Consider the following 21,498-nt stretch of genomic DNA (forward strand, 5'->3'; position numbering starts at 1 on the left):
TGCTGAGAAATCGCGTATTATACCTTTCATCCACTCCCGAGGTGGTGAAATTGGTAGACGCGGCGGACTCAAAATCCGCTGTCAGAGATGACGTGTCGGTTCGAGTCCGACCCTCGGGACCAAAATTCTAAAAAACCCCAAGCACATTCAGTCTTGGGGTTTTTTATTGCCTGAAAAATAATAACCTGTTTCTTTTTCTCTGCTCTTCAAAATTATCTGCTTGATTTAAAAGATAACTCGTGAAAATAACACTACATAGCATCGTTTAAAAAATAGATTACTTCAGTGATTGCGATGCATGAATCAGATATAAAAAAACCGGCGCCTAGACGCCGGTTTTTCTACATTACTGACTCAGTCAGTTTTGCAAAAGCTTAGATCGTTTCAAGCGCTGCATTCAAAGTTGCACTTGGACGCATCACTGCATTTACTTTCTCTTGATCAACTGCGTAGTAACCGCCGATGTCTACTGATTTGCCTTGAACTGCTGCAAGCTCAGCAACGATTTTCTCTTCATTTTCAGCTAAAGTTTTTGCAAGTGGTGCAAATTTCGCTTTCAATTCAGCATTTTCGTCTTGAGCAGCAAGTTCTTCAGCCCAGAATTTCGCCAGGTAGAAATGGCTACCACGGTTGTCCAATTCGCCAGTACGACGAGAAGGAGACTTGTCGTTATCTAGCAATTTACCAGTCGCTTGGTCTAAAGTTTTAGCAAGTAACTTGATGTCGTCATTGCCTTCTTTAATACCCATTTCTTCTAAAGATACCGCCAACGCCATGAATTCACCGAGTGAATCCCAACGTAAGTGGTTTTCTTCAACTAACTGCTGTACGTGCTTAGGAGCAGAACCGCCTGCACCTGTTTCGTACATGCCACCACCTGCCATTAATGGCACGATTGACAACATTTTCGCAGATGTACCCAATTCCATGATCGGGAACAAGTCAGTCAGGTAGTCACGCAGGATGTTACCTGTTACAGAAATAGTATCTAGACCGCGAGCAACACGTTCAAGCGTATAACGCATTGCACGTACTTGTGACATGATCTGGATGTCAAGACCAGTGGTGTCATGATCTTTCAGGTATTTTTCAACTTTCTTGATCAGTTCGTTTTCGTGTGGACGGTACGGGTCAAGCCAGAAGATTGCCGGCATGCCAGAGTTGCGTGCACGAGTAACTGCAAGTTTTACCCAGTCGCGGATCGGTGCGTCTTTCACCTGACACATACGCCAGATATCGCCTTCTTCCACGTTTTGTGACATCAACACTTCACCAGTTTCAAGATCAACGATGTTTGCAACACCGGCTTCAGAGATCTCGAAAGTCTTGTCATGTGAACCGTATTCTTCAGCTTTTTGTGCCATCAAACCAACGTTCGGTACAGTACCCATGGTTTTTGGATCAAAATTACCATTCCACTTACAGAAATTGATCATTTCCTGGTAAATACGCGCGAATGTAGATTCAGGCATAACTGCTTTACAGTCGTAAGGTTTGCCATCAGCGCCCCACATTTTACCGCCACCACGGATCATGGCAGGCATAGAAGCATCTACAATGACGTCGTTAGGAGAGTGGAAGTTAGTGATGCCTTTTGCTGAATCAACCATCGCCAGTGCTGGACGGTGTTCTTGACAAGCGTGCAGGTCACGGATGATTTCTTCACGTTGAGAAGTTGGAAGTGTCTCGATCTTCTCGTAAAGACCGGCCATACCGTTATTGACATTAATGCCAAGCTCATCAAAAAGCTTGCCATGTTTTTCGAATGCTTCTTTGTAGTAGATTCTTACACAGTGACCAAATACGATTGGGTGAGACACCTTCATCATGGTCGCTTTAACGTGTAAAGAGAACAGGATGCCTGCTTCACGACAGTCTTCAAGTTCTTTCTCGTAGAAGTCGCAAAGTGCTTTCTTGCTCATGAACATTGAGTCGATGATTTCGCCGTCTTGAAGCGCAACTTTTGGCTTAAGAACAATGGTTTCACCAGACTTGGTGATCAATTCCATTTTCACATCACGGGCGCGGTCTAAAGTCATCGACTTTTCGCCGTGGTAGAAGTCACCTTCGTCCATGTGTGAAACGTGAGTTTGAGACCACTGTTTCCACTCGCTCATAGAATGAGGGTGTTTTTTCACGTAGTTTTTAACGGCAGCAGGTGCACGACGATCTGAGTTACCTTCACGTAGAACAGGGTTTACTGCTGAACCAAGACATTTGCTATAACGTGCCTTGATTGCTTTTTCTTCTTCAGTGGTCGGGTTTTCAGGATAGTCAGGGATTGCATAGCCTTTAGACTGAAGTTCCTTGATACACGCTGTTAGCTGGCCAACAGAAGCACTGATATTTGGGAGTTTGATAATGTTCGTGTCTGGATCTTGTGTAAGACGACCTAGCTCAGCTAGAGTGTCAGGCACCTTTTGCTCTTCGCTTAGGTAATCTGTAAATTCGGAGAGCACGCGCACAGCTACAGAGATGTCACTTTTGACGATCTCAACGCCAGCTGGCTTAGTAAAGGTCTCAATGATCGGCAGCAGAGAATAAGTCGCCAGTAATGGCGCCTCGTCGGTCAGTGTGTAAATGATAGTTGACTTTCCACCAGCCATATATAGCCCCTTGCGTTGGATTGAGTTTCTGAGGACCGAACTTTTGGCCCAGCCTCTTTGAACCGATTTGCTTAAATAAAAACATTGAGAGTATCGTCTTTCAGCGCATTTCAGTCAACGAAATATGCCTTTAGATTGAAATTTGGGCGAAAATTTATACAGATTTGTGCGGTTTAGCCGTGTTTGTATTTTGTACAAAAAAATAATCCTCTATCGCTGTAAATCCTGATGAAAATGATCGGAAATGATTCGCTAGCCAATTGTATTCACTGAAAATGGTTTTTTGATCCTGACACAGGCTTAAACTGATCCTCGATATGGAGATGGATACCGAGTGACTGGATGCTGTTTTGCGCAAATTCAGTCAGGCTGATGATGCAAATTTGTCCTTGGCAGAGGGCTACATCATCATGGAATAGCTTTGCGCTATACTGGCAAGCATCAATGAAATGATCTTAAAGATTGACGCTAACAAGGAAATGTAATGCCCAGCTTGTTTATTGTGATGCTCGGTGGTCGTCATGCGCGTGCCAATACAGAAGTTCATGATGTGGTTTTGGCAATAGGAGAGAGTCTGGAAGATACCTATCCGCAATTGAAAAATGCCTGGTTTGCGGAACAGAAAGGTCTGCATATTGATGCCTGGGCGCAAATCAACGGGCTAGAGTTTGAAGGCAAGTCCTATGCGCTGCAATTTACTGATGCACAGCCACAGCAATCCGATGAAAAACTTTGGCTGATTAATCTGGGTGGTTATGATCCACGCGAATTTGGCGAGTTGCATCGTTATGTGCTGGTGGTTGCGCAGAATGCCATGGTCGCTAAACAGCGCGGTAAAGCTTACTTCGCCAGGCACTGGCAAAAACAGCATACTGACCGTGTTCTGGATGTAGATGACTGTATTGCCATCGATCAGGTTTATGGCCGCTACGTCCAACTGCTAGAGGGCAGCTTTAGTGGCAATCGCTGGGAAAATACCTATCTCACGATTTAAAGCAGTTTGCGATTGAATTAAACCTGCGGCTGGCTTGATGATTCGACAAGCGGTTTAAAAAACCTCTTTATCAAAATTTAATAATTGGCATAATACTGCCAAGGAAAAACAGTTTTGACTGAGATGGAATGTCTTAAATGGATTTAATTCAGGCAAATGGACAACCGCGTTATGGACGTTTTAAGGAGCTTCCAAAAAGTATTGACTATCAGGCATATCAATACAAAAATCCTTATGGTCATGTGCTGTCAGGCTGGCGCAAGCATCTAAAATATAAAAAATTCAAATTCTGTAGTATTCAGCATGAGCATTATACGATTGGACTGGCAATTGCCGATATTGCATGGGCAGGGCATGGTTTTGTCTATGTCTATAACCATATGACCAATGAAGTGTTGGAATGGAATGCGATTAATTTCCTGTCACGCAACACCGTGTTGGATGAACAGCCACTGTTTAATCATAGTTATTTCCATAATTCACCTTTTCAGATCGATATCCAGCATGCCAACGGCGTGCGTTATATCAATGTCAGCAAATATGGCGAGATTAAACTCAGTGCGCGAATTTTTTGTGCCGGAACTGATCCACTGAGTATGTGCAGTCCGACCGGCATAAATGGCTGGACTTATACCCAGAAATTAACCACCTTGGGCTGTGAAGGTTTTTTCATTAACAAGCAAGGTGAAACCATCCAGTTTAATGAACGCAGCTTTGCCTCTCTGGATGATACCTGCGGCTTTTTGCGCCCGGAAACCGCCTGGTTCTGGCTGTCCTGTAATTTCTGGGATCTGAACCAGAACCGGATTGGTATTAATCTGGCGTCAGGCGTAAATGAAAGCTTCGGTAACGAAAACTGTCTGTGGATCAATGGGAAAATTTATCCCTTGGCCGATGTGCTGTTTCAACAGGAATCGGAAAACCAATGGACGATTCAGTCGCTGGATGAAAGATTGAATCTGATGGTCAGCACAGGCTGGCGCCGTTATGAAAATCTCAACCTGCGTCTGGTCGGGAGCCAGTTTAGTCAGTGGCAAGCCAAGGTTTCCGGAACGATTCAGCAGGATGATCAGGAAATTATTTTACTAAATGAATATGCCTTGCTTGAACAGCATTATGCCAAATGGTAAAAGTGCAGGACATAAGACCTAATTTAAAAGCCTTCAATTTTGAAGGCTCTTTTGATTTGAGCTTAATCTTTGGCGGCCTGCCAGAAGGCTTCACCGGCCTGAATCGGGTCATTGGTTTCGGCTAAGGTTTTTACCCAGACATCATATTGCGCAATAACCGGATGCTGACTAGGATGGAAGTCTTTTTTAAACCAGTCCCGATATTGTGGGCCCATGCGGGTCAAGGTGCCGTTACGGCCAAACAACCAGGGCAGTCCTTTCAGGTTCATTTGCAGACGCTCTAAGACACTGAAGCCATCATGTTTCAGCATGACATTGGCGCGATAGGCGGTATAACTAAACATCAAAAATGTCGTACTGAGCAGGGTCATTTTGCGCATCCATTCAGGTGTTTTTGCGACCTCTTTCATCACGTCAAAAGCCACATCACGATGTTCCATTTCTTCAATGGCATGCCAGGCAAACATGGCACGAACAAAAGGATGGGCATCTCTTAACGTATCTTTCTGTCCAAAAAAAGTCTCGGCCATTAGCGCGGTCAAGTGTTCTGCCGCTGCCGTAGTTGCAATATTGAACTGTGCTGAACGATGTTTGAGGTCATAGGCGAACATATTATTTAAACGTTCGATAAAATCATCGACGGGCATGCCTTGTTCACGCATCAGCTGATTCATTTTTTCATGGGCAATGCCATGCTGTGCTTCCTGACGAATAAAATCTGCAACACGCTGCTGCAGTTCCGGGTCTGTGATCTGATTGCGAAACAGGCGCACGCTCTGAATAAAATAGCGCTCGCCATCAGGAAAGGTCAGGCTCAGGGCATCGAACATTCGGGTCAGAAAGGGATCGCCGCCCAACCAGTAGCGTGGAATTTCATCCAGTTTAAAATCAAGCTGGGTCCGTACTACGGGCTTTATCAAAGATTTTAATACTGCATTCATCTTGTACGTTCTTTTTTGTGACGATGCGAACAGTATGTCGGGGAATGCCGTAATTGTTTTGACAGCGCTTGCCAATTTTTATACATTTTATGCCAAATGAAAATAAAACTGCTCAGACTAAAGCAGGCAGCGAGAAGCGCGCATGCAAGAAATTAAAATATCCAATGGTTATATTCAGCTTTGGGCGACTTATCTGCGCAGTCTGCAAATTGAGCCTTTGGAAGCTGACTTTCTGCAAGATGTACATGAAGCGCTTGTTCCCCTGATTGATCAGCCTTTTGCCACACAAGTGCCTCTGGAATTATTGAATCAGCTTCTTTTAACAACCCGGCAGTATTTAAACTGTCCGCAGCTGATTTTCGAGATTGTACAAGTCATTCGCCCAGAGCATTTTGGTGTGCTCGGTTATATGGCTTCGCGCAGCAGCAGCGTTGCGGAAATGATTCGCCATATCATGCGTTTTCAGCGACTGGTGGTTGATGGCGGTGAGTTTGTACCTTTGCAGTTGAAGCAGCATGAACACAGTATTGAATTATACTGGGCCTATCTGGACGAAAAATATAATCTGCTAAATGAACTGACCATGGCCGCGATGGTGCAATTGGGACGCGTCATTTTGCAGGATCATCAACTGTTACTGCATTGTGTACGTTTTGCCCATGTGCCTGACATAGCGAAAATACATTATCAAAAGTTTTTTGCCAGTGAGGTGAGATTTTCTCAGGACTATTATGGCATAGAGCTGGATTTGCAAGGACTGGCACATCGGTCTGAGCAGGCAGATCCGATGCTGTTGCAGTTGCTGGTGCATCAGGCAGAACAGGCGATTGCCGCCAAGCCGCCCCTTGAGAATCATTTGGAACAGGCGCAGCAAATGATTGCCGAACAGCTGCGGACCCAGCATCAGGCCATTAAAGTTGAACAGCTTGCCCGGCAGTTGTTGATGTCGACACGTAGTTTGCAGCGCTTGTTCAGCACTCATGGCACTTCATTTAAAAAACTGCTGGAACAGCAGCGGATTAAACGTTGCGAGCTGTTGTTGCAGCAGGGATTAGGTCTGACCGAGATTGCCGAGCAGCTGGATTATTCTGATCAGTCGGCTTTGGCACGGGCCTATAAGGCAGCCACCGGACAGACCTTGTTAGAGCGAAAAAGGCAGTTACACAAAGCACGAAGCTGAAAAAAGCGACCGGTATCGGTCGCTTTTTTATTTTCGCAGGATGATGGATTAAGTGCTTGCTTTCACCTGAGGGAATCTAAACGCGATCGCAGCAATCGCAAAAATGGCCAGAATCCAGCAATAGTACACACCACCAATCAGTTCAACCGGCGAGATTTTTGCAATGGAACAGGCCAGTAGTAACTGTGCGCCATAGGGAATCAACCCTTGCACCACACAGGAGAAAATATCCATCAGTGCTGCAGAACGCTTAGGATCTACGCCGTATTCTTTGGCAACTTCACGTGCCATATCACCAGACAGAATAATCGCCACGGTATTATTGGCCACAAAGATATTCGAAAACACCACCAAAAAACTAATCCCGATTTCGCCGGCACGTTGCTTCCCAACTTTAAACAGACGGGTCAGGCTATAAATACGCTCGATCAGCCAGCGTAAACCACCTTCACGCTGCATGATCGCCGACAGGCCACCCAGAAACATCGACAATAACGCCACTTCAAACATGCCGACAAAGCCATCGTAAATTGAAGTATTCAGTTTGAGCAGATCGAATTCAGCTGTGGCAAATAGGCCAAACAAGCCGGAAAGTAGTACGCCAATGGTCAGTACAGCCAGAACGTGTAAACGGCTAAAGGCCAAAATAAATACGGCGATATAAGGTAAAACCAGAAGCCAGTTAAAATCCTTGTATTCCACCGCATTGCTACTGCCAGTACTCAATACGTAAATCAAAATAGTGACGATTGATGCAGGGACCGCAATCCAGACATTGACCCTGAACTTGTCACGCAGTTGTACGCGTTGGCTGGTGGTTGCCGCAATGGTGGTGTCCGAAATCATGGACAGGTTATCACCAAACATAGCACCGCCAACCACCGCACCAATCGCATAAATCACGTCAATATCGGTAACCTGGGTGAAACCAAAAGCGATCGGTGCGCAGGCCGCAATGGTACCCATGGAGGTACCCATCGCCGTGGCAATAAAGGCCGAGATCACAAATAACATCGGTAGAATAAATGTGGGTGGGATAACCGACAAGCCCATCTGCACGGTAGCATCCACACTGCCAATGGCGCTACTGACGCTGGCAAAGGCGCCGGCCAGCATAAACACCATAAACATCAGAATTAAGTTCGGATGACTGGCACCTCTGAGGAATTCCTCAATGCCCTGGTTGAGTTTGCCGCGATATACTAATGCAGCCAAGATAATCGCAGGCAGGGCAGCCACAGGCGCTTTCACCTGATAGAACGCGAACTCGGTTCCGATCAGGGAATGATAGATCCCGCTACCCAAAAATATGGTTAAAAATACAATAAGCGGCAGCAGTGCAATGGCGCGTGCCTGCACTGTAGCCTCAGAATCAGTCTGCATAGGAGATAAAAAAGTAAGAGAATAGGACTAGTATAAAGCAGGTTTTGCAATTTCAGAAAACTTTAAATGAATGCGCTAACATCTGCATTTTTATTAATTTTTATATGATAAAAATAAGTTTATCTAAATATTCAAGATTTTAGGTAATAGCAAAATTAGGCATCTTTGATCATTGTGAAAAAAATCAAAATAATCGTAAATAGACCCTTCCGAATTGTTTTGAAATCTTCGCACAGGAAATGAAGTACTCGAGGTCGGTATCGCAGACTGTTCATTGGACAAAAAATAGCGTTACAATGCGATGTCTTGTATTTCTACATAGTCAATGCCTCAAGTTTGAAACACGTTAAGGAAAATACCACCCTATGTCACGTTTAGCCACACGATTTGGACAACTTAAATCTCAACAGCGTAAAGCTTTAGTTTCTTATGTCATGGCGGGTGATCCGCATCCAGAAGTCACAGTGCCTTTGCTGCATGAGATGGTGGAGGCGGGTGTCGACGTGATTGAGCTGGGACTTCCTTTCTCGGATCCGATGGCCGATGGGCCGGTGATTGCGCTAGCTGCTGAACGTGCTCTGGCTGGTGGAACCAATACCTTGGATGCACTGCACATGGTGAAAGAATTTCGCTTGAAAGACCGCGAAACACCAGTGGTGCTGATGGGTTATCTGAATCCGGTTGAAGTAATTGGCTATGAAAAGTTTGTGGCTTATGCCTATGAATGTGGAGTAGACGGCGTACTGCTGGTGGACTTGCCACCAGAAGAAGCAAAAAGTCTGGGTGAAGTACTGGCAAAATATGACATGGATCAGATTTTCCTGCTGGCACCAACTTCAACCGATGCACGTATTCAACATGTAGCAAAACAGGCCAGCGGCTTTATTTACTATGTGTCACTGAAAGGCGTGACCGGTGCAGCAACTTTAGATGTCTCTGAAGCCGCTGCACGCATTCAAAAGATTAAAGCTGTGACTGATGTTCCTGTAGGCGTAGGTTTCGGTATCAGTGATGCTGCATCTGCGAAAGCGATGGGTGTTGCTGCCGATGCAGTTATTGTGGGTAGTGCGTTTGTAAAGCAGTTTGCAACGCTCGCACCAGAACAAGCCGTTATTGCGACGGTGAATAAAGTCAAGGAGCTTCGAGCAGCGCTCGATGAGTTAGTATGAGTCAACAAGTGAAATCAGGCAAAATTCTGAGCCCATCGACCCCATGGACGGAGCGTACTGTTCCGGGCATTCAGGTACCCGATGAGCAAACGGCATATAAAGCGACATTTACCGAGCCTACGATTGAGTGCCCTGAATGTCATGCATTGGTGACCCGTACTGCCATGTCATTCAATGCCTATGTATGTCCGCAATGTGATGAGCATTTGCGTATGAAAGCCCGTGAGCGTTTGAACTGGTTCTTTGATCAGGTACAAACAGAATTGGGTCAGGAATTTATAGCCAAAGATCCGCTGAAATTTGTCGATAGTAAAGCCTATCCAGACCGTATGGCGGAAGCACAAAAGAAAACTGGTGAAACCGAAGCATTGGTAGTAATTCAAGGTTTGCTGAAAGGCGTACCGATGATTGCCTGTGCGTTTGAGTTCGACTTCATGGGCGGTTCTATGGGCACAGTGGTCGGTGACCGCTTTGTTCAGGCTGCAGAACATGCGATTGAAGCTCGTCAACCTTTGATCTGTTTTGCTGCTTCGGGTGGTGCTCGTATGCAGGAAGGCATGTTGTCCCTGATGCAAATGGCGCGTACTTCGGCTGCGATCCAGCGTTTAAAAGAAGCAGGTCTGCCTTATGTAGTGGTATTGACTCATCCAGTGTACGGCGGTGTGACCGCATCATTGGCAATGCTGGGTGATGTACATATTGCTGAACCGAAAGCGATGATTGGCTTTGCCGGTAAACGTGTGATCGAACAGACTGTACGTGAAAAACTGGAAGAACCGTTCCAGCGCGCGGAATATTTGCTTGATCATGGGGTAATCGATCAGATTGTTCACCGTCATGCATTACGTGATACAGTTTATCGTATCGTTACGAAGTTGATGAATTTGCATTGAACACAGCACCCTTAGCAACAGATTCTTTAAATACATGGCTCGATTATTGGAGCCATGTTCACGTTACGGGTATTGATTTAGGTCTGGAACGGGTTATTCCTGTAGCTGAAAAGCTGGGCGTGACATCTCCAGAGGCCAAAGTGCTGACGGTGGCAGGAACCAATGGTAAGGGTTCGACCACCACCACGCTGGCCGCGATCCTGAATGCGCAAGGCTTCAAGGTCGGGCTATATCAATCCCCCCACGTGTACCGTTTCAATGAGCGTGTTAAATTGCGCGGCATTGAAGTGGAAGATCAGTTGCTGATTGATGCTTTTGTTCAGGTCGATCAGGCTCGTCGCGAATGCGGTTTGAGCCTGTCTTTCTTTGAAGCCACGACACTGGCTGCTTTTGTGATTTTTAAAGATCAGTGCTGTGATGTCTGGGTGCTGGAAGTTGGTTTAGGCGGCCGTCTGGATGTGGTCAATGTGGTCAATCCGGATGTTGCGGTGATTACCAATATTGGTCTGGATCATACTGACTGGCTTGGTGACACCATCGAGAAAATTGCTTTTGAAAAGGCCGGAATTATTCGCCCGGATATTCCAGTCGTGTTTGGTGGACAGCAACAGATCCCGCAAGCCATTCTAAATAAAGCTCAAGAATGTAATGCATCTTTGTATGCAATCAACCGGGATTATTTCTATAAAGCCTTTGAAGATGGCCAAAGCTGGGCTTTTGCTTCATCGGGTACGACCTTAAAACTCCCAACAGGTTCGCTGGCACTGGATAATATTTCTACCGCCGTGGCCGCCATTCTGCTGAGCGGATTAAACGTCAGCCAGCAGGCAATTGCACAAGGCATTCAAACGGCAAAATTGCCGGGACGGTTTGAAATCCGTCAAATCCAGAATAAAACCGTGATTTTTGATGCAGGACATAACCCGCATGGGGTGGAATTTCTGCTGAAACAATTACGAGATTATTTAAATTACAATCAAAAATATAATGAAGTCATTTGTGTATTTTCAATGCTGGCAGATAAAGATATAAATTCTGTCGTCAAGTTATTGAAAGACACGGTTCAATTGTGGAAAATTGCACCATTATTCGTCCCACGTGCGGCAGAGGTCACAGTTTTGGCTGATGCTTTAAGCGGTGAGGCGGTAGAACAATTTGATAATGTAAAATTAGCTTTTAAATCAGCCCTGGATCAAACAGATAATAATCAGCTGATTTTGGTATGTGGATCATTTCATACCTTAGAAGCGGTATGGGAGTATTTGGAAGAATGTCAATGAATAACAAACAGCGCTGGATGGGCGGTGTTGTTTTACTCGGTGGTGGTGTTTTATTGGCAGCATTACTCCTGAAAGGCCAAGATGAAATCAATCAGGACCGTCAGCAAAATCCGGCACAGGCTGCGGAAGTTGAAAATAAAGAGGCAGGCAATCATTCGCTCGGTTCTTTGACGGTCGATGTAGAAACAGAAAAGCGTTTACTTGAACAGCAACGCCGTGATCGCGAAAAAGCGGTTGCAGAACAGGAGGCGCGTGCAGCCGAATTTTTAGCGATGCAACAGCAGGCTGAAGCAGATGCTGCACGTAAAGCGGCTGAAGAATATGCTGCCCTGAATGCACACCGCCTAGGACAGCAAAGTTCCGATAATATTCCACCAGAACTGGTGGAAGATGAACAGGCCAAGCAGAAACGTCTGGCTGAAGAAAAAGCGGTGCAAGAAAAAAAGTTAGCCCAGCAGCAGCTGGACCAACAAAAAGCCAATAGTTCTACTGACGCAGCCAAGAAAGAAGCAGAGCGTAAAGCTGCTGAAAGTAAAGCCGCTGAAGAAAAACGCAAGTTAGAGCAACAGCAAAAAGCCGAAGCAGAACGTAAGGCGGCTGAAGCAAAACGTAAAACCGAGGAAGAGCGTAAAGCGGCTGAAAAGAAAGAAGCTGAACGTAAAGCTGCCGAGGAAAAACGTAAAGCTGACGAAAAACGTAAAGCTGAAGAAGCCAAGAAAAAGGCTACAGCCGAAGAAGCCAAGAAGAAAGCAGAAGCTGAACAGGCGCGTAAGTTACTGGAAGGTGAAGAGGACAAGCAATGGATGGTGCAGGTGGCACTGGCAGCGAATGAAGCCAATGCAGATGCTGTAGCAGCCAAACTGCGTGCCAAAGGTTATAAAGTAACCAAAAGCTCAACGTCTAAAGGTGTACGTATCATGGTGGGTCCGTCCAAAGACCGTGAGACTGCAGATGCACTTCGTAAGAAAATTGCGTCTGATGCCAGCCTGAATATGAAATCAGCTTGGGTGAACGATTGGGTGCCGCTAGATAAGCGTTAATTCTTAGTATTAATCAAAGTTTCTGTAGATGGATTCGTGAGTTGCTCGCGAATCCATTTTACATTTTCAGGGGTAAATAAATTTTCAATATTGTGCCAAATGGCATGAAAACCATATCCGCCATGTTTCATTTCCTGTAGTGCCTGCTCAATCGGCCAATGTTCAAAAATAATCCGGTACATGGCGACACTTGCACCAGTTCGGTCTGAACCGTGATAACAATGCAAGAGCACCTTCTGGTGATTTTGTTGTGCTTGCTGAATCAGTAGCATAATTTTCAATAAATCTTCCCGATCAATTGCCCAGGTATGTATGGGTACATGATGTAGCTGAAAGTTTTCATTGCTCAAAACAAAGCTGTCTTGATCCCGTGAACGTAAATTAATAACTACATCGATTTGATGCTTTTTTAATAAAGGAATGAGTTCAGTTGAAGGCTGCTCACTACGATAGACAAAATTGCTGATTTGATGAAAATTATGATTCTGATGAATGGGCTGTCCCCAATGCTGAGGACGTTGAGGTTCAGGCAGGGCAGGCGTAGTCATGCAACCTGTGGTTAGGAGGTAGCCACTCATGAGGATTGGAAATATGCAGATTTTCATACAGAGCATAGATGTTGTTTTTGTTATTTCAAGTTTAAAGTGGATATGAGATTTTGAATATAAAAAAGCCTATCCGAAGACAGGCTGTATAGAGAAATCGAACCCGTAGCACGTCAATGTAGTATTCGATAAAGCATAAAATGTGGAAAATAGAGTTTCTCTTATTCTTTACTACGAGCTCCATCTTATCCTGTGCTACGCGCTTCGCTTGTCTTGCGCAAAATTAAAAAGGAGTCCTTTTAATTTTGCTCAGGATGTGGCGTTAAGCGCAGGTAAGGTTTAACCGCGGTATAACCTTTTGGAAAACGTTGCTTGATTTCTTCTTCATCTTTCAGTGAAGGGACAATCACCACATCATCACCGTGCTGCCAGTTCGCAGGCGTGGCCACTTTATGTTTATCGGTGAGTTGAAGTGAATCCACCACACGCAAGATTTCATGGAAATTACGACCGGTCGATGCAGGATAAGTAATAATCAAACGGACTTTTTTGTTGGGATCAATGACCACTAAAGAACGAACTGTTAGCGTTTCGCTGGCATTCGGATGAATAAAGTCATACAGCTCAGAAACTTTGCGATCCTGATCGGCAATGATCGGGAAATTCACCGTGGTGTTTTGGGTTTCATTGATATCTTTAATCCAGCCATGATGCGATTCAACATCATCGACCGACAAGGCAATGGCTTTCACGCTACGTTTTGCAAACTCGTCTTTCAGTTTTGCGGTATAGCCAAGCTCAGTCGTACATACTGGTGTATAGTCAGCAGGGTGTGAAAATAAAATGCCCCAGCTATCACCCAGAAAGTCATAAAAATTAATCAGGCCTTCACTGGATTGCTGTTCAAAATTCGGTGCGGTATCGCCTAGACGTAAACTCATCTTTTTAGCCTCAATTGGTCTTTTAGTGTCGAGATAGGATTTAATATGAACCAATTTTTTTATGATTAAAAATAGTGTTTTTTGCTTTCTTTATGAGTAAATTGCATAAGTAGGATATCCATCTATCCAGAAGCGCAAAAATCAGTCACTTAATTGACTATGTTGCACAGGGAAAATTTGCTACATTACTTTGCCTTAGATCTTAGGGCTAGAACTAAGGATCAGATTTTTTTAGCGGTTTTACAGCAAAACCCTTGTAGTTCAAATTTCTAGCACCATAATAACGACTAAGAACATATTCATTTGACAAGCAAGATTTAGAGAGTCTATTCATGTTGGCAAGTCTGATCGGAGGAATCTTCGGTACCAAAAATGAGCGCGAACTCAAACGCATGCGTAAAATCGTAGACAAGATTAATGTGCTCGAGCCGACGATATCTACCCTGAGCGATGCAGACTTATCTGCAAAAACTGAAGAATTCAAACAACGATATAATAAGGGTGAAACCCTCGATAAACTATTGCCTGAAGCATTTGCAGTCTGTCGTGAAGCCGCGAAGCGGGTGATGGGCATGCGTCATTATGACGTGCAGCTGATCGGTGGTATTACCTTGCACGAAGGCAAAATCGCAGAAATGCGTACCGGTGAAGGTAAAACCCTGATGGGTACTTTGGCCTGTTATCTGAATGCCATCAGTGGCCAAGGTGTACATGTCATTACCGTGAACGATTACCTGGCGCAACGTGATGCCGAGTTAAACCGTCCATTATTCGAATTTTTAGGTCTAAGCATCGGCATTATTTATTCCATGCAAAATCCGATGGAAAAAGCGGAAGCTTATCGTGCCGATATTACTTACGGTACCAATAACGAATTTGGCTTTGACTACCTGCGTGACAACATGGTGTTCTCGCTAGCAGAGAAAAAGCAGCGTGGTTTGACCTATGCCATTATCGATGAGGTCGATTCGATCCTGATTGATGAAGCGCGTACCCCGTTGATTATTTCCGGTCAAAGTGAAGATTCTTCACAGCTTTATGCAGCCATCAATAATATTCCACCAAAATTACAGGCACAGAAAGAAGAGAAAGTGCCGGATGGCGGTCACTTCTGGATTGATGAAAAACAGCGTTCAGTTGAAATTACGGAAGTGGGTTTTGAAACCATTGAAAGTGAATTGATTGAAATGGGCTTGCTGGCAGAAGGCGAGAGCCTGTATTCAGCGTCGAACCTGAACCTGTTGCATCATGTCACTGCAGCGATTCGTGCGCATTATCTCTATCAACGTAATGTCCAATACATCATCAACGATGGTGAAGTGATTATTGTCGATGAAAATACCGGTCGTACCATGCCGGGACGCCGTTGGTCTGAAGGCTTGCACCAAGCCGTAGAAGCCAAAGAAGGTCTGGAAATCCAGCCAGAAAACCAGACTCTGGCAACCACAACCTTCCAGAACTATTTCCGTCTGTATAAAAAATTATCCGGTATGACCGGTACTGCTGATACCGAAGCAGCGGAAATGAAAGAAATTTATGGCCTGGATGTGGTACTGATTCCGACTCACCGTCCAATGATTCGTCAAGACCATAACGATTTAATTTACTTAAATCGTGAAGGGAAATATAACGCGATTATTCAAGAAATTCAGCGTGTGCATGAAGCAGGTGTTGCGCCAATCTTGATTGGTACAGCAACGATTGAAGCTTCTGAGATTCTGTCGGATAAGCTAAAAGCTGCAGGTATCCAGCATGAAGTACTGAATGCCAAACAGCACGAACGTGAAGCCGATATTATTGCGCAGGCCGGTGCGCCGCGTGCAGTGACGATTGCCACCAACATGGCCGGTCGTGGTACCGACATTTTGCTCGGTGGTAACTGGAAAGCATTACTGGCTAAAATTGAAAACCCGACTCCTGAAGATGAAACGCGTCTGAAAGCAGAATGGGATGTTAATCACCAGGCCGTGCTGGATTCTGGCGGTTTGCATATTATCGGTTCTGAGCGTCATGAATCACGCCGTATCGATAACCAGCTGCGTGGTCGTGCTGGTCGTCAGGGTGACCCGGGTGTATCACGTTTCTACCTGTCACTTGAAGATGACTTGATGCGTATTTTCGCCGGTGATCGCGTAGTCGGCATGATGCGTGCTATGGGCTTGCAGGAAGATGAAGCGATTGAGCACAAAATGGTGTCTCGTTCGATTGAAAATGCGCAGCGTAAAGTGGAAGCACGTAACTTCGATATTCGTAAGAACTTGCTAAAATACGATGACGTCAATAACGAACAGCGTAAGATCATTTATAGTCAGCGTGACGACATTCTGGCAGAAAATTCACTGCAGGATTATATTGAAGAAATGATCCGTGAAGTGATGCAGGGTGTAATCGCCAACTATATTCCGCCTGAATCGATTCATGACCAGTGGGATATTGAAGGTCTGGAACTGGCGCTGCGTGAAGATCTTTCGATGGATCTTCCTATCGGACAATGGCTGGAACAGGACCGTCGTCTGGATGAAGAAGCTTTGGTGGTGCGCATTACCGATGAAGTACTGAACCGCTACCGTTCACGTCGTGAACAAATGGGTGAAGAATCTGCAGCTTCGCTTGAACGTCACTTTATGCTGAATTCTCTGGATCGTCATTGGAAAGAGCATCTGGCAGCGATGGATTACCTGCGTCAAGGTATTCATTTACGTGGTTATGCGCAAAAGAATCCAGAGCAGGAATATAAAAAAGAAGCTTATAACCTGTTTGTAAACATGCTCGGTACAATCAAGTCAGATGTCGTAACAGATCTGTCACGCATCCACGTACCGACCCCTGAAGAGCTGGCGGAAATGGAAGCACAGCAGCAGGCACAGGCTGAGGCAATGCGTTTGCAGTTATCTCATGAAGAGTTTGACGGCTTGTTGGCAGGCGAACATGAGGTGACGACCGAGCAAAATGCTCAGGCCAATCCGGTAGCACCAGTCTTTGAAGCGCCGGCAAGTCGTAATGCACCTTGTCCATGTGGTTCAGGCCTGAAATACAAACAGTGTCATGGCAAGATCTAAACGCTATTAAAAATCAGAGCCACATGGCTCTGATTTTTTTATGTATGAAGAGTTTTCAAAAATTGAATACTGTTTGCAGTCTTAAGAATTAAATGCTATTTAATGGCTCATTCAACACCTCAAAGTGGAATAACCTGAATGAAAAAAGTATTAAAAACGCTCATGATTGCCGCTTTGGCAATACCTGCCTTAAGTTTTGCCCAAACTGCAGCGACCACAACAATTGATAAAGTTCAGCAAGCGGTGGGTACGACTACTGCTCAAGTACAACGTACCGATGCACAAGTAACTGTGGCAAGCCCACGTACCGGCATCCGTTATACCTTTGCCAACCAGAACCGTCCGATTGTGTTGCAGACGGCTGCGATTGCAGCTGCCAATGCAGCAAATGTAGACCGTATTGTTGCTACAAATCCGGCACTTTCTACTGCAAGTCAACAACAGGCGAAACAGGCTTTGTTAAGCGAATCTGGACAACTTGCACAAAATTAAAAATATCTTATTTTAAAAATGTAGAAACCAGTCTTGATGACTGGTTTTTTATTGTGAAAATCCATAACAAATCTCAGGTTGGCTCAGGCTTTGGCTCGATTTTTTGTTGCAGATCAACTAAGCTGTATTTTTCTGAAACTTCAATATTGGACTTTAAAATGGCAGTTGGTGACGTATCTATGCCACAGATGCATGTGGTGAAAGGGGTTAAAATTGGTTCGGCTGAAGCCTATGTGCGCTATCAGAACCGACGTGACCTGGTGATATTTGAACTGGCTGCAGGCTCCAATGTTGCTGGAGTGTTTACCCAGAATGCCTTCTGTGCAGCACCAGTGCATGTATCTAAAGCCCATTTGCAAGCGGGCAATCCACGTTACCTGGTAATCAATACCGGAAATGCCAATGCAGGAACAGGCCCTACAGGTATGGCAAATGCAGAAGCCACCTGTGCCAAGCTGGCTGAACTTGCAGGCGTGCAGGCTGCTGAAGTGTTGCCATTCTCGACTGGTGTGATTGGTGAGCAGCTTCCGATGGAGCGGTTACTTACAGGTTTACAGCCTGCGCTGGATTCATTGCGTGATGATGCTTGGGTCGACGCAGCGACCGGAATCATGACCACAGATACCACTCCGAAAGGTGCGTCAGAACAGTTCGAGCTGGATGGTGTGACTTATACCATGACTGGTATTTCCAAAGGTGCAGGCATGATTCGCCCGAATATGGCGACCATGCTGGGTTATGTTGCGATGGATGCACCGATCAGCCGTGAACTGGTTCAACAGTTGTTAACTGAAACAGTCAATGTATCGTTTAACCGTATTACCATTGATGGTGATACATCAACCAATGATTCGTGTATTTTTATTGCCACAGGTCAAGCCGGTGGTGCTGAAATCACTTCGACTGAAGATCCGCGTTATGCAGTGGTGCTAGATGTATTGACACGTACCATGAAACGCCTTGCGCAACTGATCGTACGTGATGGTGAAGGTGCGACTAAATTCATTACCGTGACTGTAGAAGGTGGTGGCAATACTCAAGAGTGCTGCGATATTGCCTATAGCATTGCGCATTCACCGCTGGTCAAAACCGCGATCTTTGCTTCTGATCCAAACTGGGGCCGTATTCTGGCAGCGATTGGTTATGCCGGTGTGCCAAATTTAGACGTTGCAAAAATTCAGGTTTGGTTAGATGATGTACAAATCTGCAAAGATGGTGGTGCGGCAGCAGACTATACTGAAGCAGCCGGTGCACGTGTGATGGCCCAGGCTGAAATGACGATTCGTGTTGATCTTGGACGAGGTCAGGCAAAAGATACGGTTTATACCTGTGACCTGTCGTATGACTACGTAAAAATCAATGCAGATTATCGCTCATAATTCAGATCGTTTCTAAAGCCTCCGTTGTGGGGCTTTTTTTATATCTTGTAGTTTTTAATGACTGGTCAAAAATAGCACTTCGCCAAAGATGACCGGGATGTAGGGTGAAAGGTTCATTGAATAGTGAACCATGAGGGTAGAGTAAGAGTTGTTATGAGTGATGCGACCAAATTAATAGCCAATGAAGCTAAATCGATTGTGCAGGCGCATTTAGATCGTTTAGATGTTCCTCAAGAACATCAAATGAGCCAGCAGGAAAAATTGGACAAATTTGCACAGATCAAGGCAGAGCTGGAAAAACAGGATGCTGTTTTGGTGGCGCATTATTATTGCGACCCTGAAGTCCAGGAACTGGCTGAACTAACCGGTGGCTGTGTTTCCGACTCACTGGAAATGGCGCGTTTTGGTCGCGATCATCCAGCTTCAACGCTTGTGGTAGCTGGTGTGAAATTTATGGGCGAAACCTCTAAAATTCTTTCACCCAATAAAACCGTGCTGATGCCTACCTTGGAAGCGACCTGCTCACTGGACCTGGGTTGTCCTGTTGATGAATTTACCGCTTTTTGTGATGCGCATCCGGATCATACCGTGGTGGTTTATGCTAACACGTCAGCGGCCGTGAAAGCCCGAGCCGATTGGGTCGTCACTTCAAGTTGTGCAGTGGAAATTATCGAGCATCTGGACAGTCTGGGTGAAAAAATCATCTGGGCACCCGATCAGCATCTGGGTCGTTATATCCAGAAAAAAACCGGTGCAGAGATGTTGCTCTGGGATGGCGCCTGTATCGTGCATGAAGAATTCCGTTCACGTGGTATTGCCAATATGAAAGCGCTCTATCCGGATGCGGCAGTTCTGGTACATCCCGAATCACCGATGTCTGTAGTCGAGATTGCCGATGCCGTGGGTAGTACCTCACAATTAATTAAAGCAGCACAGACTTTGACGAATCAGCGTTTAATCGTCGCTACTGATCGCGGCATTTTTTATAAAATGCAGCAGGCAGTACCGGATAAAATCCTGATTGAGGCACCAACCGCAGGAGAGGGAGCGACCTGTCGTTCTTGTGCGCATTGTCCTTGGATGGCCATGAACGAGCTGGATGGTATCTTGCATGTGTTACAGCATAAAGATCAGGAAGTACATGTCGATCCGGCACTTGCTGAACGAGCGAAACTACCTCTAGATCGCATGCTGAACTTTAGTGCCGGACTAAAACGTTAAAATTTGTATAAAAAATGTCTGAAGCGATTGATAAATAAACGCTTGAAGCGTTTTTTCGGTTTTTTTTAAATATAGGTGTTGACGTCTCCGGGCGTCACGCCTAGAATGCACACCGTACCGAACGATGTTCGATACGAAAGCTGAGATGAATCGGAGCATAGCACAGCCTGGTAGTGCACCTGGTTTGGGACCAGGGGGTCGTAGGTTCGAATCCTACTGCTCCGACCAATTCTTCAAGGCAAATGATGTTTGCATCAGTAACGCGCTTGTAGCTCAGTTGGATAGAGCATCCGCCTTCTAAGCGGATGGTCACAGGTTCGAATCCTGTCAGGCGCGCCATTTGGTCGCTTGATGTTAAGAATCAAAATGATGGTGGATGTAGCTCAGTTGGTAGAGCCCTGGATTGTGATTCCAGTTGTCGCGGGTTCGAATCCCGTCATTCACCCCAACTTTTAAAGTTGAAATCGGAGCATAGCACAGCCTGGTAGTGCACCTGGTTTGGGACCAGGGGGTCGTAGGTTCGAATCCTACTGCTCCGACCATCTCCTTCAAGATGGTCGAGATAAAAGATACCGCGTTAAGCGGTTTTTTTTATGCCTGAAATTCAATGTGAATAAAAAATATACAATTGTTATCGGTGGCTATCATGATGAATGCTCGAACCCCTATTAAATTATTTTTCATCTAATAAAACTGTGCATTGAAGATTGCTTTCTTCTCGCATTGATTCACTTTTAATTTTAATCATTCAACAATTCAACCAGAGTTTATCTATAGAGTGATTATCTTGTTGAATGGAATTTTAATGGATGGAGAAGGATTATATTTTTAAAATGGGTAAGGGATTCCATAGTAAATCTATTTTATTAACTCATCTGTTGTGTTTGATCTGAAATAAAGACAATAAAAAATTTTTAGATAGATATAGCAATTAAATTAACTAGAAATATCCTTTGATAAGTAAATAAACTACTTTAAAACATCAGTAATTGAATAAATTTTGAGTGAAAAATAGAAAAACCTATAATTTTTGTAGAATAAATAAACAGTCGTGATATTTTTGCTGAATTATTTAAGAATAGGGGTTGTATTGGGTCGGGAATGCTGTAGAATGCACATCCATCGGCGGTGATGAAGATTAAAACTTCTGATAAAACAGTGACTTAGTTGAGTTTAATTGAGTTGGGTTTTATTTGATAAGTTTGAAAAATAGTTTTCATTACTGGTTGACTTTCTAGAGATAGA

At 44.8% G+C, this 21,498-nt stretch carries 16 protein-coding genes and 5 tRNA genes; 16 read left to right on the forward strand and 5 right to left on the reverse strand.

Features of this window, described 5'->3' with window-relative positions:
• Positions 1-35 precede the first annotated feature (35 nt).
• Positions 36-122 (forward strand) — tRNA-Leu (locus AC13CK_RS03420).
• 252 nt (positions 123-374) lie between these two features.
• Here AC13CK_RS03420 and AC13CK_RS03425 read toward each other — a convergent pair.
• Positions 375-2,606, reverse strand: coding sequence for an NADP-dependent isocitrate dehydrogenase (locus AC13CK_RS03425; RefSeq protein WP_114541831.1), 2,232 nt, complete (start codon positions 2,604-2,606; stop codon positions 375-377).
• 484 nt (positions 2,607-3,090) lie between these two features.
• On the opposite strand from AC13CK_RS03425, the gene AC13CK_RS03430 reads away from it, so the two are divergent.
• Positions 3,091-3,600: a DUF1543 domain-containing protein gene (locus tag AC13CK_RS03430; RefSeq protein ID WP_420937630.1), complete on the forward strand. Its 510-nt coding sequence runs from the start codon at positions 3,091-3,093 to the stop codon at positions 3,598-3,600.
• Between the two features lie 137 nt (positions 3,601-3,737).
• Positions 3,738-4,730 (forward strand): DUF2804 domain-containing protein, encoded by a 993-nt coding sequence (locus AC13CK_RS03435; protein ID WP_213686886.1) that lies wholly within the window; start codon positions 3,738-3,740, stop codon positions 4,728-4,730.
• 62 nt (positions 4,731-4,792) lie between these two features.
• Here AC13CK_RS03435 and AC13CK_RS03440 read toward each other — a convergent pair whose 3' ends face one another.
• A complete protein-coding gene (locus AC13CK_RS03440) occupies positions 4,793-5,671 on the reverse strand; it encodes a metal-dependent hydrolase (protein WP_425880112.1) in 879 nt (292 codons plus the stop codon).
• Between the two features lie 142 nt (positions 5,672-5,813).
• On the opposite strand from AC13CK_RS03440, the gene AC13CK_RS03445 reads away from it, so the two are divergent.
• On the forward strand, positions 5,814-6,851 hold the full coding sequence (locus tag AC13CK_RS03445) for a helix-turn-helix transcriptional regulator (protein ID WP_482830942.1): 1,038 nt from the start codon (positions 5,814-5,816) through the stop codon (positions 6,849-6,851).
• Positions 6,852-6,899: 48 nt separating this feature from the next.
• On the opposite strand, the gene AC13CK_RS03450 is transcribed toward AC13CK_RS03445, so the two are convergent.
• Positions 6,900-8,234, reverse strand: a complete 1,335-nt coding sequence (locus tag AC13CK_RS03450) for a Na+/H+ antiporter NhaC family protein (RefSeq protein WP_425880113.1) — start codon at positions 8,232-8,234, stop codon at positions 6,900-6,902.
• A 365-nt stretch (positions 8,235-8,599) separates the two neighbouring features.
• Between AC13CK_RS03450 and trpA the strand changes: the two genes are divergently transcribed.
• Genes trpA through AC13CK_RS03470 form a run of 4 tightly spaced genes read left to right on the forward strand, consistent with a single transcriptional unit; the run spans position 8,600 to position 12,616 of the window.
• Entirely contained in the window at positions 8,600-9,403 is an 804-nt protein-coding gene (gene trpA / locus AC13CK_RS03455) for a tryptophan synthase subunit alpha (RefSeq protein ID WP_004281668.1), read from the forward strand.
• Positions 9,400-10,296 carry an acetyl-CoA carboxylase, carboxyltransferase subunit beta gene (accD, locus tag AC13CK_RS03460; RefSeq protein WP_004645174.1) on the forward strand — a complete coding sequence of 299 codons (897 nt, stop codon included), beginning with the start codon at positions 9,400-9,402 and terminating at the stop codon, positions 10,294-10,296. Before trpA ends, accD begins: the two co-directional genes overlap by 4 nt.
• Positions 10,293-11,576, forward strand: a complete 1,284-nt coding sequence (gene folC, locus AC13CK_RS03465) for a bifunctional tetrahydrofolate synthase/dihydrofolate synthase (RefSeq protein ID WP_180087607.1) — start codon at positions 10,293-10,295, stop codon at positions 11,574-11,576. Before accD ends, folC begins: the two co-directional genes overlap by 4 nt.
• The gene (locus AC13CK_RS03470; protein WP_129717557.1) at positions 11,573-12,616 is read left to right on the forward strand and encodes an SPOR domain-containing protein; all 1,044 of its coding nucleotides are present in this window, start codon (positions 11,573-11,575) and stop codon (positions 12,614-12,616) included. The genes folC and AC13CK_RS03470 overlap by 4 nt, the downstream gene beginning before the upstream one ends.
• Here the strand turns inward: AC13CK_RS03470 and AC13CK_RS03475 are convergent.
• Both AC13CK_RS03475 and AC13CK_RS03480 read right to left on the reverse strand, forming a co-directional pair.
• Positions 12,613-13,221: a dual specificity protein phosphatase family protein gene (locus tag AC13CK_RS03475; RefSeq protein WP_051078820.1), complete on the reverse strand. Its 609-nt coding sequence runs from the start codon at positions 13,219-13,221 to the stop codon at positions 12,613-12,615. The two genes, AC13CK_RS03470 and AC13CK_RS03475, sit on opposite strands and share 4 nt — an antisense overlap.
• Positions 13,222-13,460: 239 nt before the next feature.
• The gene (locus AC13CK_RS03480; RefSeq protein WP_195725615.1) at positions 13,461-14,102 is read right to left on the reverse strand and encodes a peroxiredoxin; all 642 of its coding nucleotides are present in this window, start codon (positions 14,100-14,102) and stop codon (positions 13,461-13,463) included.
• 332 nt (positions 14,103-14,434) lie between these two features.
• Here AC13CK_RS03480 and secA point away from each other — a divergent pair, with 332 nt between their 5' ends.
• The 8 genes from secA to AC13CK_RS03520 all read left to right on the forward strand — a co-directional run bounded on the left by secA (position 14,435) and on the right by AC13CK_RS03520 (position 20,795).
• Complete coding sequence (secA, locus tag AC13CK_RS03485) at positions 14,435-17,161, forward strand: preprotein translocase subunit SecA (RefSeq protein ID WP_005248023.1); 2,727 nt, start codon at positions 14,435-14,437, stop codon at positions 17,159-17,161.
• Between the two features lie 138 nt (positions 17,162-17,299).
• The gene (locus tag AC13CK_RS03490) at positions 17,300-17,653 is read left to right on the forward strand and encodes a hypothetical protein (RefSeq protein ID WP_425880114.1); all 354 of its coding nucleotides are present in this window, start codon (positions 17,300-17,302) and stop codon (positions 17,651-17,653) included.
• Positions 17,654-17,811: 158 nt separating this feature from the next.
• Positions 17,812-19,032: a bifunctional glutamate N-acetyltransferase/amino-acid acetyltransferase ArgJ gene (gene argJ / locus AC13CK_RS03495; RefSeq protein ID WP_425880115.1), complete on the forward strand. Its 1,221-nt coding sequence runs from the start codon at positions 17,812-17,814 to the stop codon at positions 19,030-19,032.
• Between the two features lie 153 nt (positions 19,033-19,185).
• On the forward strand, positions 19,186-20,253 hold the full coding sequence (gene nadA, locus AC13CK_RS03500; protein WP_425880116.1) for a quinolinate synthase NadA: 1,068 nt from the start codon (positions 19,186-19,188) through the stop codon (positions 20,251-20,253).
• Positions 20,254-20,404: 151 nt separating this feature from the next.
• Positions 20,405-20,481, forward strand: a tRNA-Pro gene (locus AC13CK_RS03505).
• 34 nt (positions 20,482-20,515) lie between these two features.
• Positions 20,516-20,592 (forward strand) — tRNA-Arg (locus tag AC13CK_RS03510).
• Between the two features lie 33 nt (positions 20,593-20,625).
• A tRNA-His gene (locus tag AC13CK_RS03515) sits at positions 20,626-20,701 on the forward strand.
• A 17-nt stretch (positions 20,702-20,718) separates the two neighbouring features.
• Positions 20,719-20,795: transfer RNA gene (locus AC13CK_RS03520), tRNA-Pro, on the forward strand.
• Positions 20,796-21,498 lie beyond the last annotated feature (703 nt).

This window comes from Acinetobacter sp. L-24 (assembly GCF_056857555.1).

Bases quoted from the DNA above. Each gene is read 5' to 3' on its own strand.
- argJ (WP_425880115.1), top strand. From the start codon at position 17,812: ATGGCAGTTGGTGACGTATCTATGCCACAGATGCATGTGGTGAAAGGG.
- AC13CK_RS03490 (WP_425880114.1), top strand. From the start codon at position 17,300: ATGAAAAAAGTATTAAAAACGCTCATGATTGCCGCTTTGGCAATACCT.
- secA (WP_005248023.1), top strand. From the start codon at position 14,435: ATGTTGGCAAGTCTGATCGGAGGAATCTTCGGTACCAAAAATGAGCGC.
- AC13CK_RS03430 (WP_420937630.1), top strand. From the start codon at position 3,091: ATGCCCAGCTTGTTTATTGTGATGCTCGGTGGTCGTCATGCGCGTGCC.
- AC13CK_RS03435 (WP_213686886.1), top strand. From the start codon at position 3,738: ATGGATTTAATTCAGGCAAATGGACAACCGCGTTATGGACGTTTTAAG.
- AC13CK_RS03450 (WP_425880113.1), bottom strand. From the start codon at position 8,234: ATGCAGACTGATTCTGAGGCTACAGTGCAGGCACGCGCCATTGCACTG.
- trpA (WP_004281668.1), top strand. From the start codon at position 8,600: ATGTCACGTTTAGCCACACGATTTGGACAACTTAAATCTCAACAGCGT.
- accD (WP_004645174.1), top strand. From the start codon at position 9,400: ATGAGTCAACAAGTGAAATCAGGCAAAATTCTGAGCCCATCGACCCCA.
- AC13CK_RS03440 (WP_425880112.1), bottom strand. From the start codon at position 5,671: ATGAATGCAGTATTAAAATCTTTGATAAAGCCCGTAGTACGGACCCAG.
- AC13CK_RS03470 (WP_129717557.1), top strand. From the start codon at position 11,573: ATGAATAACAAACAGCGCTGGATGGGCGGTGTTGTTTTACTCGGTGGT.
- AC13CK_RS03475 (WP_051078820.1), bottom strand. From the start codon at position 13,221: ATGAAAATCTGCATATTTCCAATCCTCATGAGTGGCTACCTCCTAACC.
- AC13CK_RS03445 (WP_482830942.1), top strand. From the start codon at position 5,814: ATGCAAGAAATTAAAATATCCAATGGTTATATTCAGCTTTGGGCGACT.
- AC13CK_RS03425 (WP_114541831.1), bottom strand. From the start codon at position 2,606: ATGGCTGGTGGAAAGTCAACTATCATTTACACACTGACCGACGAGGCG.
- AC13CK_RS03480 (WP_195725615.1), bottom strand. From the start codon at position 14,102: ATGAGTTTACGTCTAGGCGATACCGCACCGAATTTTGAACAGCAATCC.
- nadA (WP_425880116.1), top strand. From the start codon at position 19,186: ATGAGTGATGCGACCAAATTAATAGCCAATGAAGCTAAATCGATTGTG.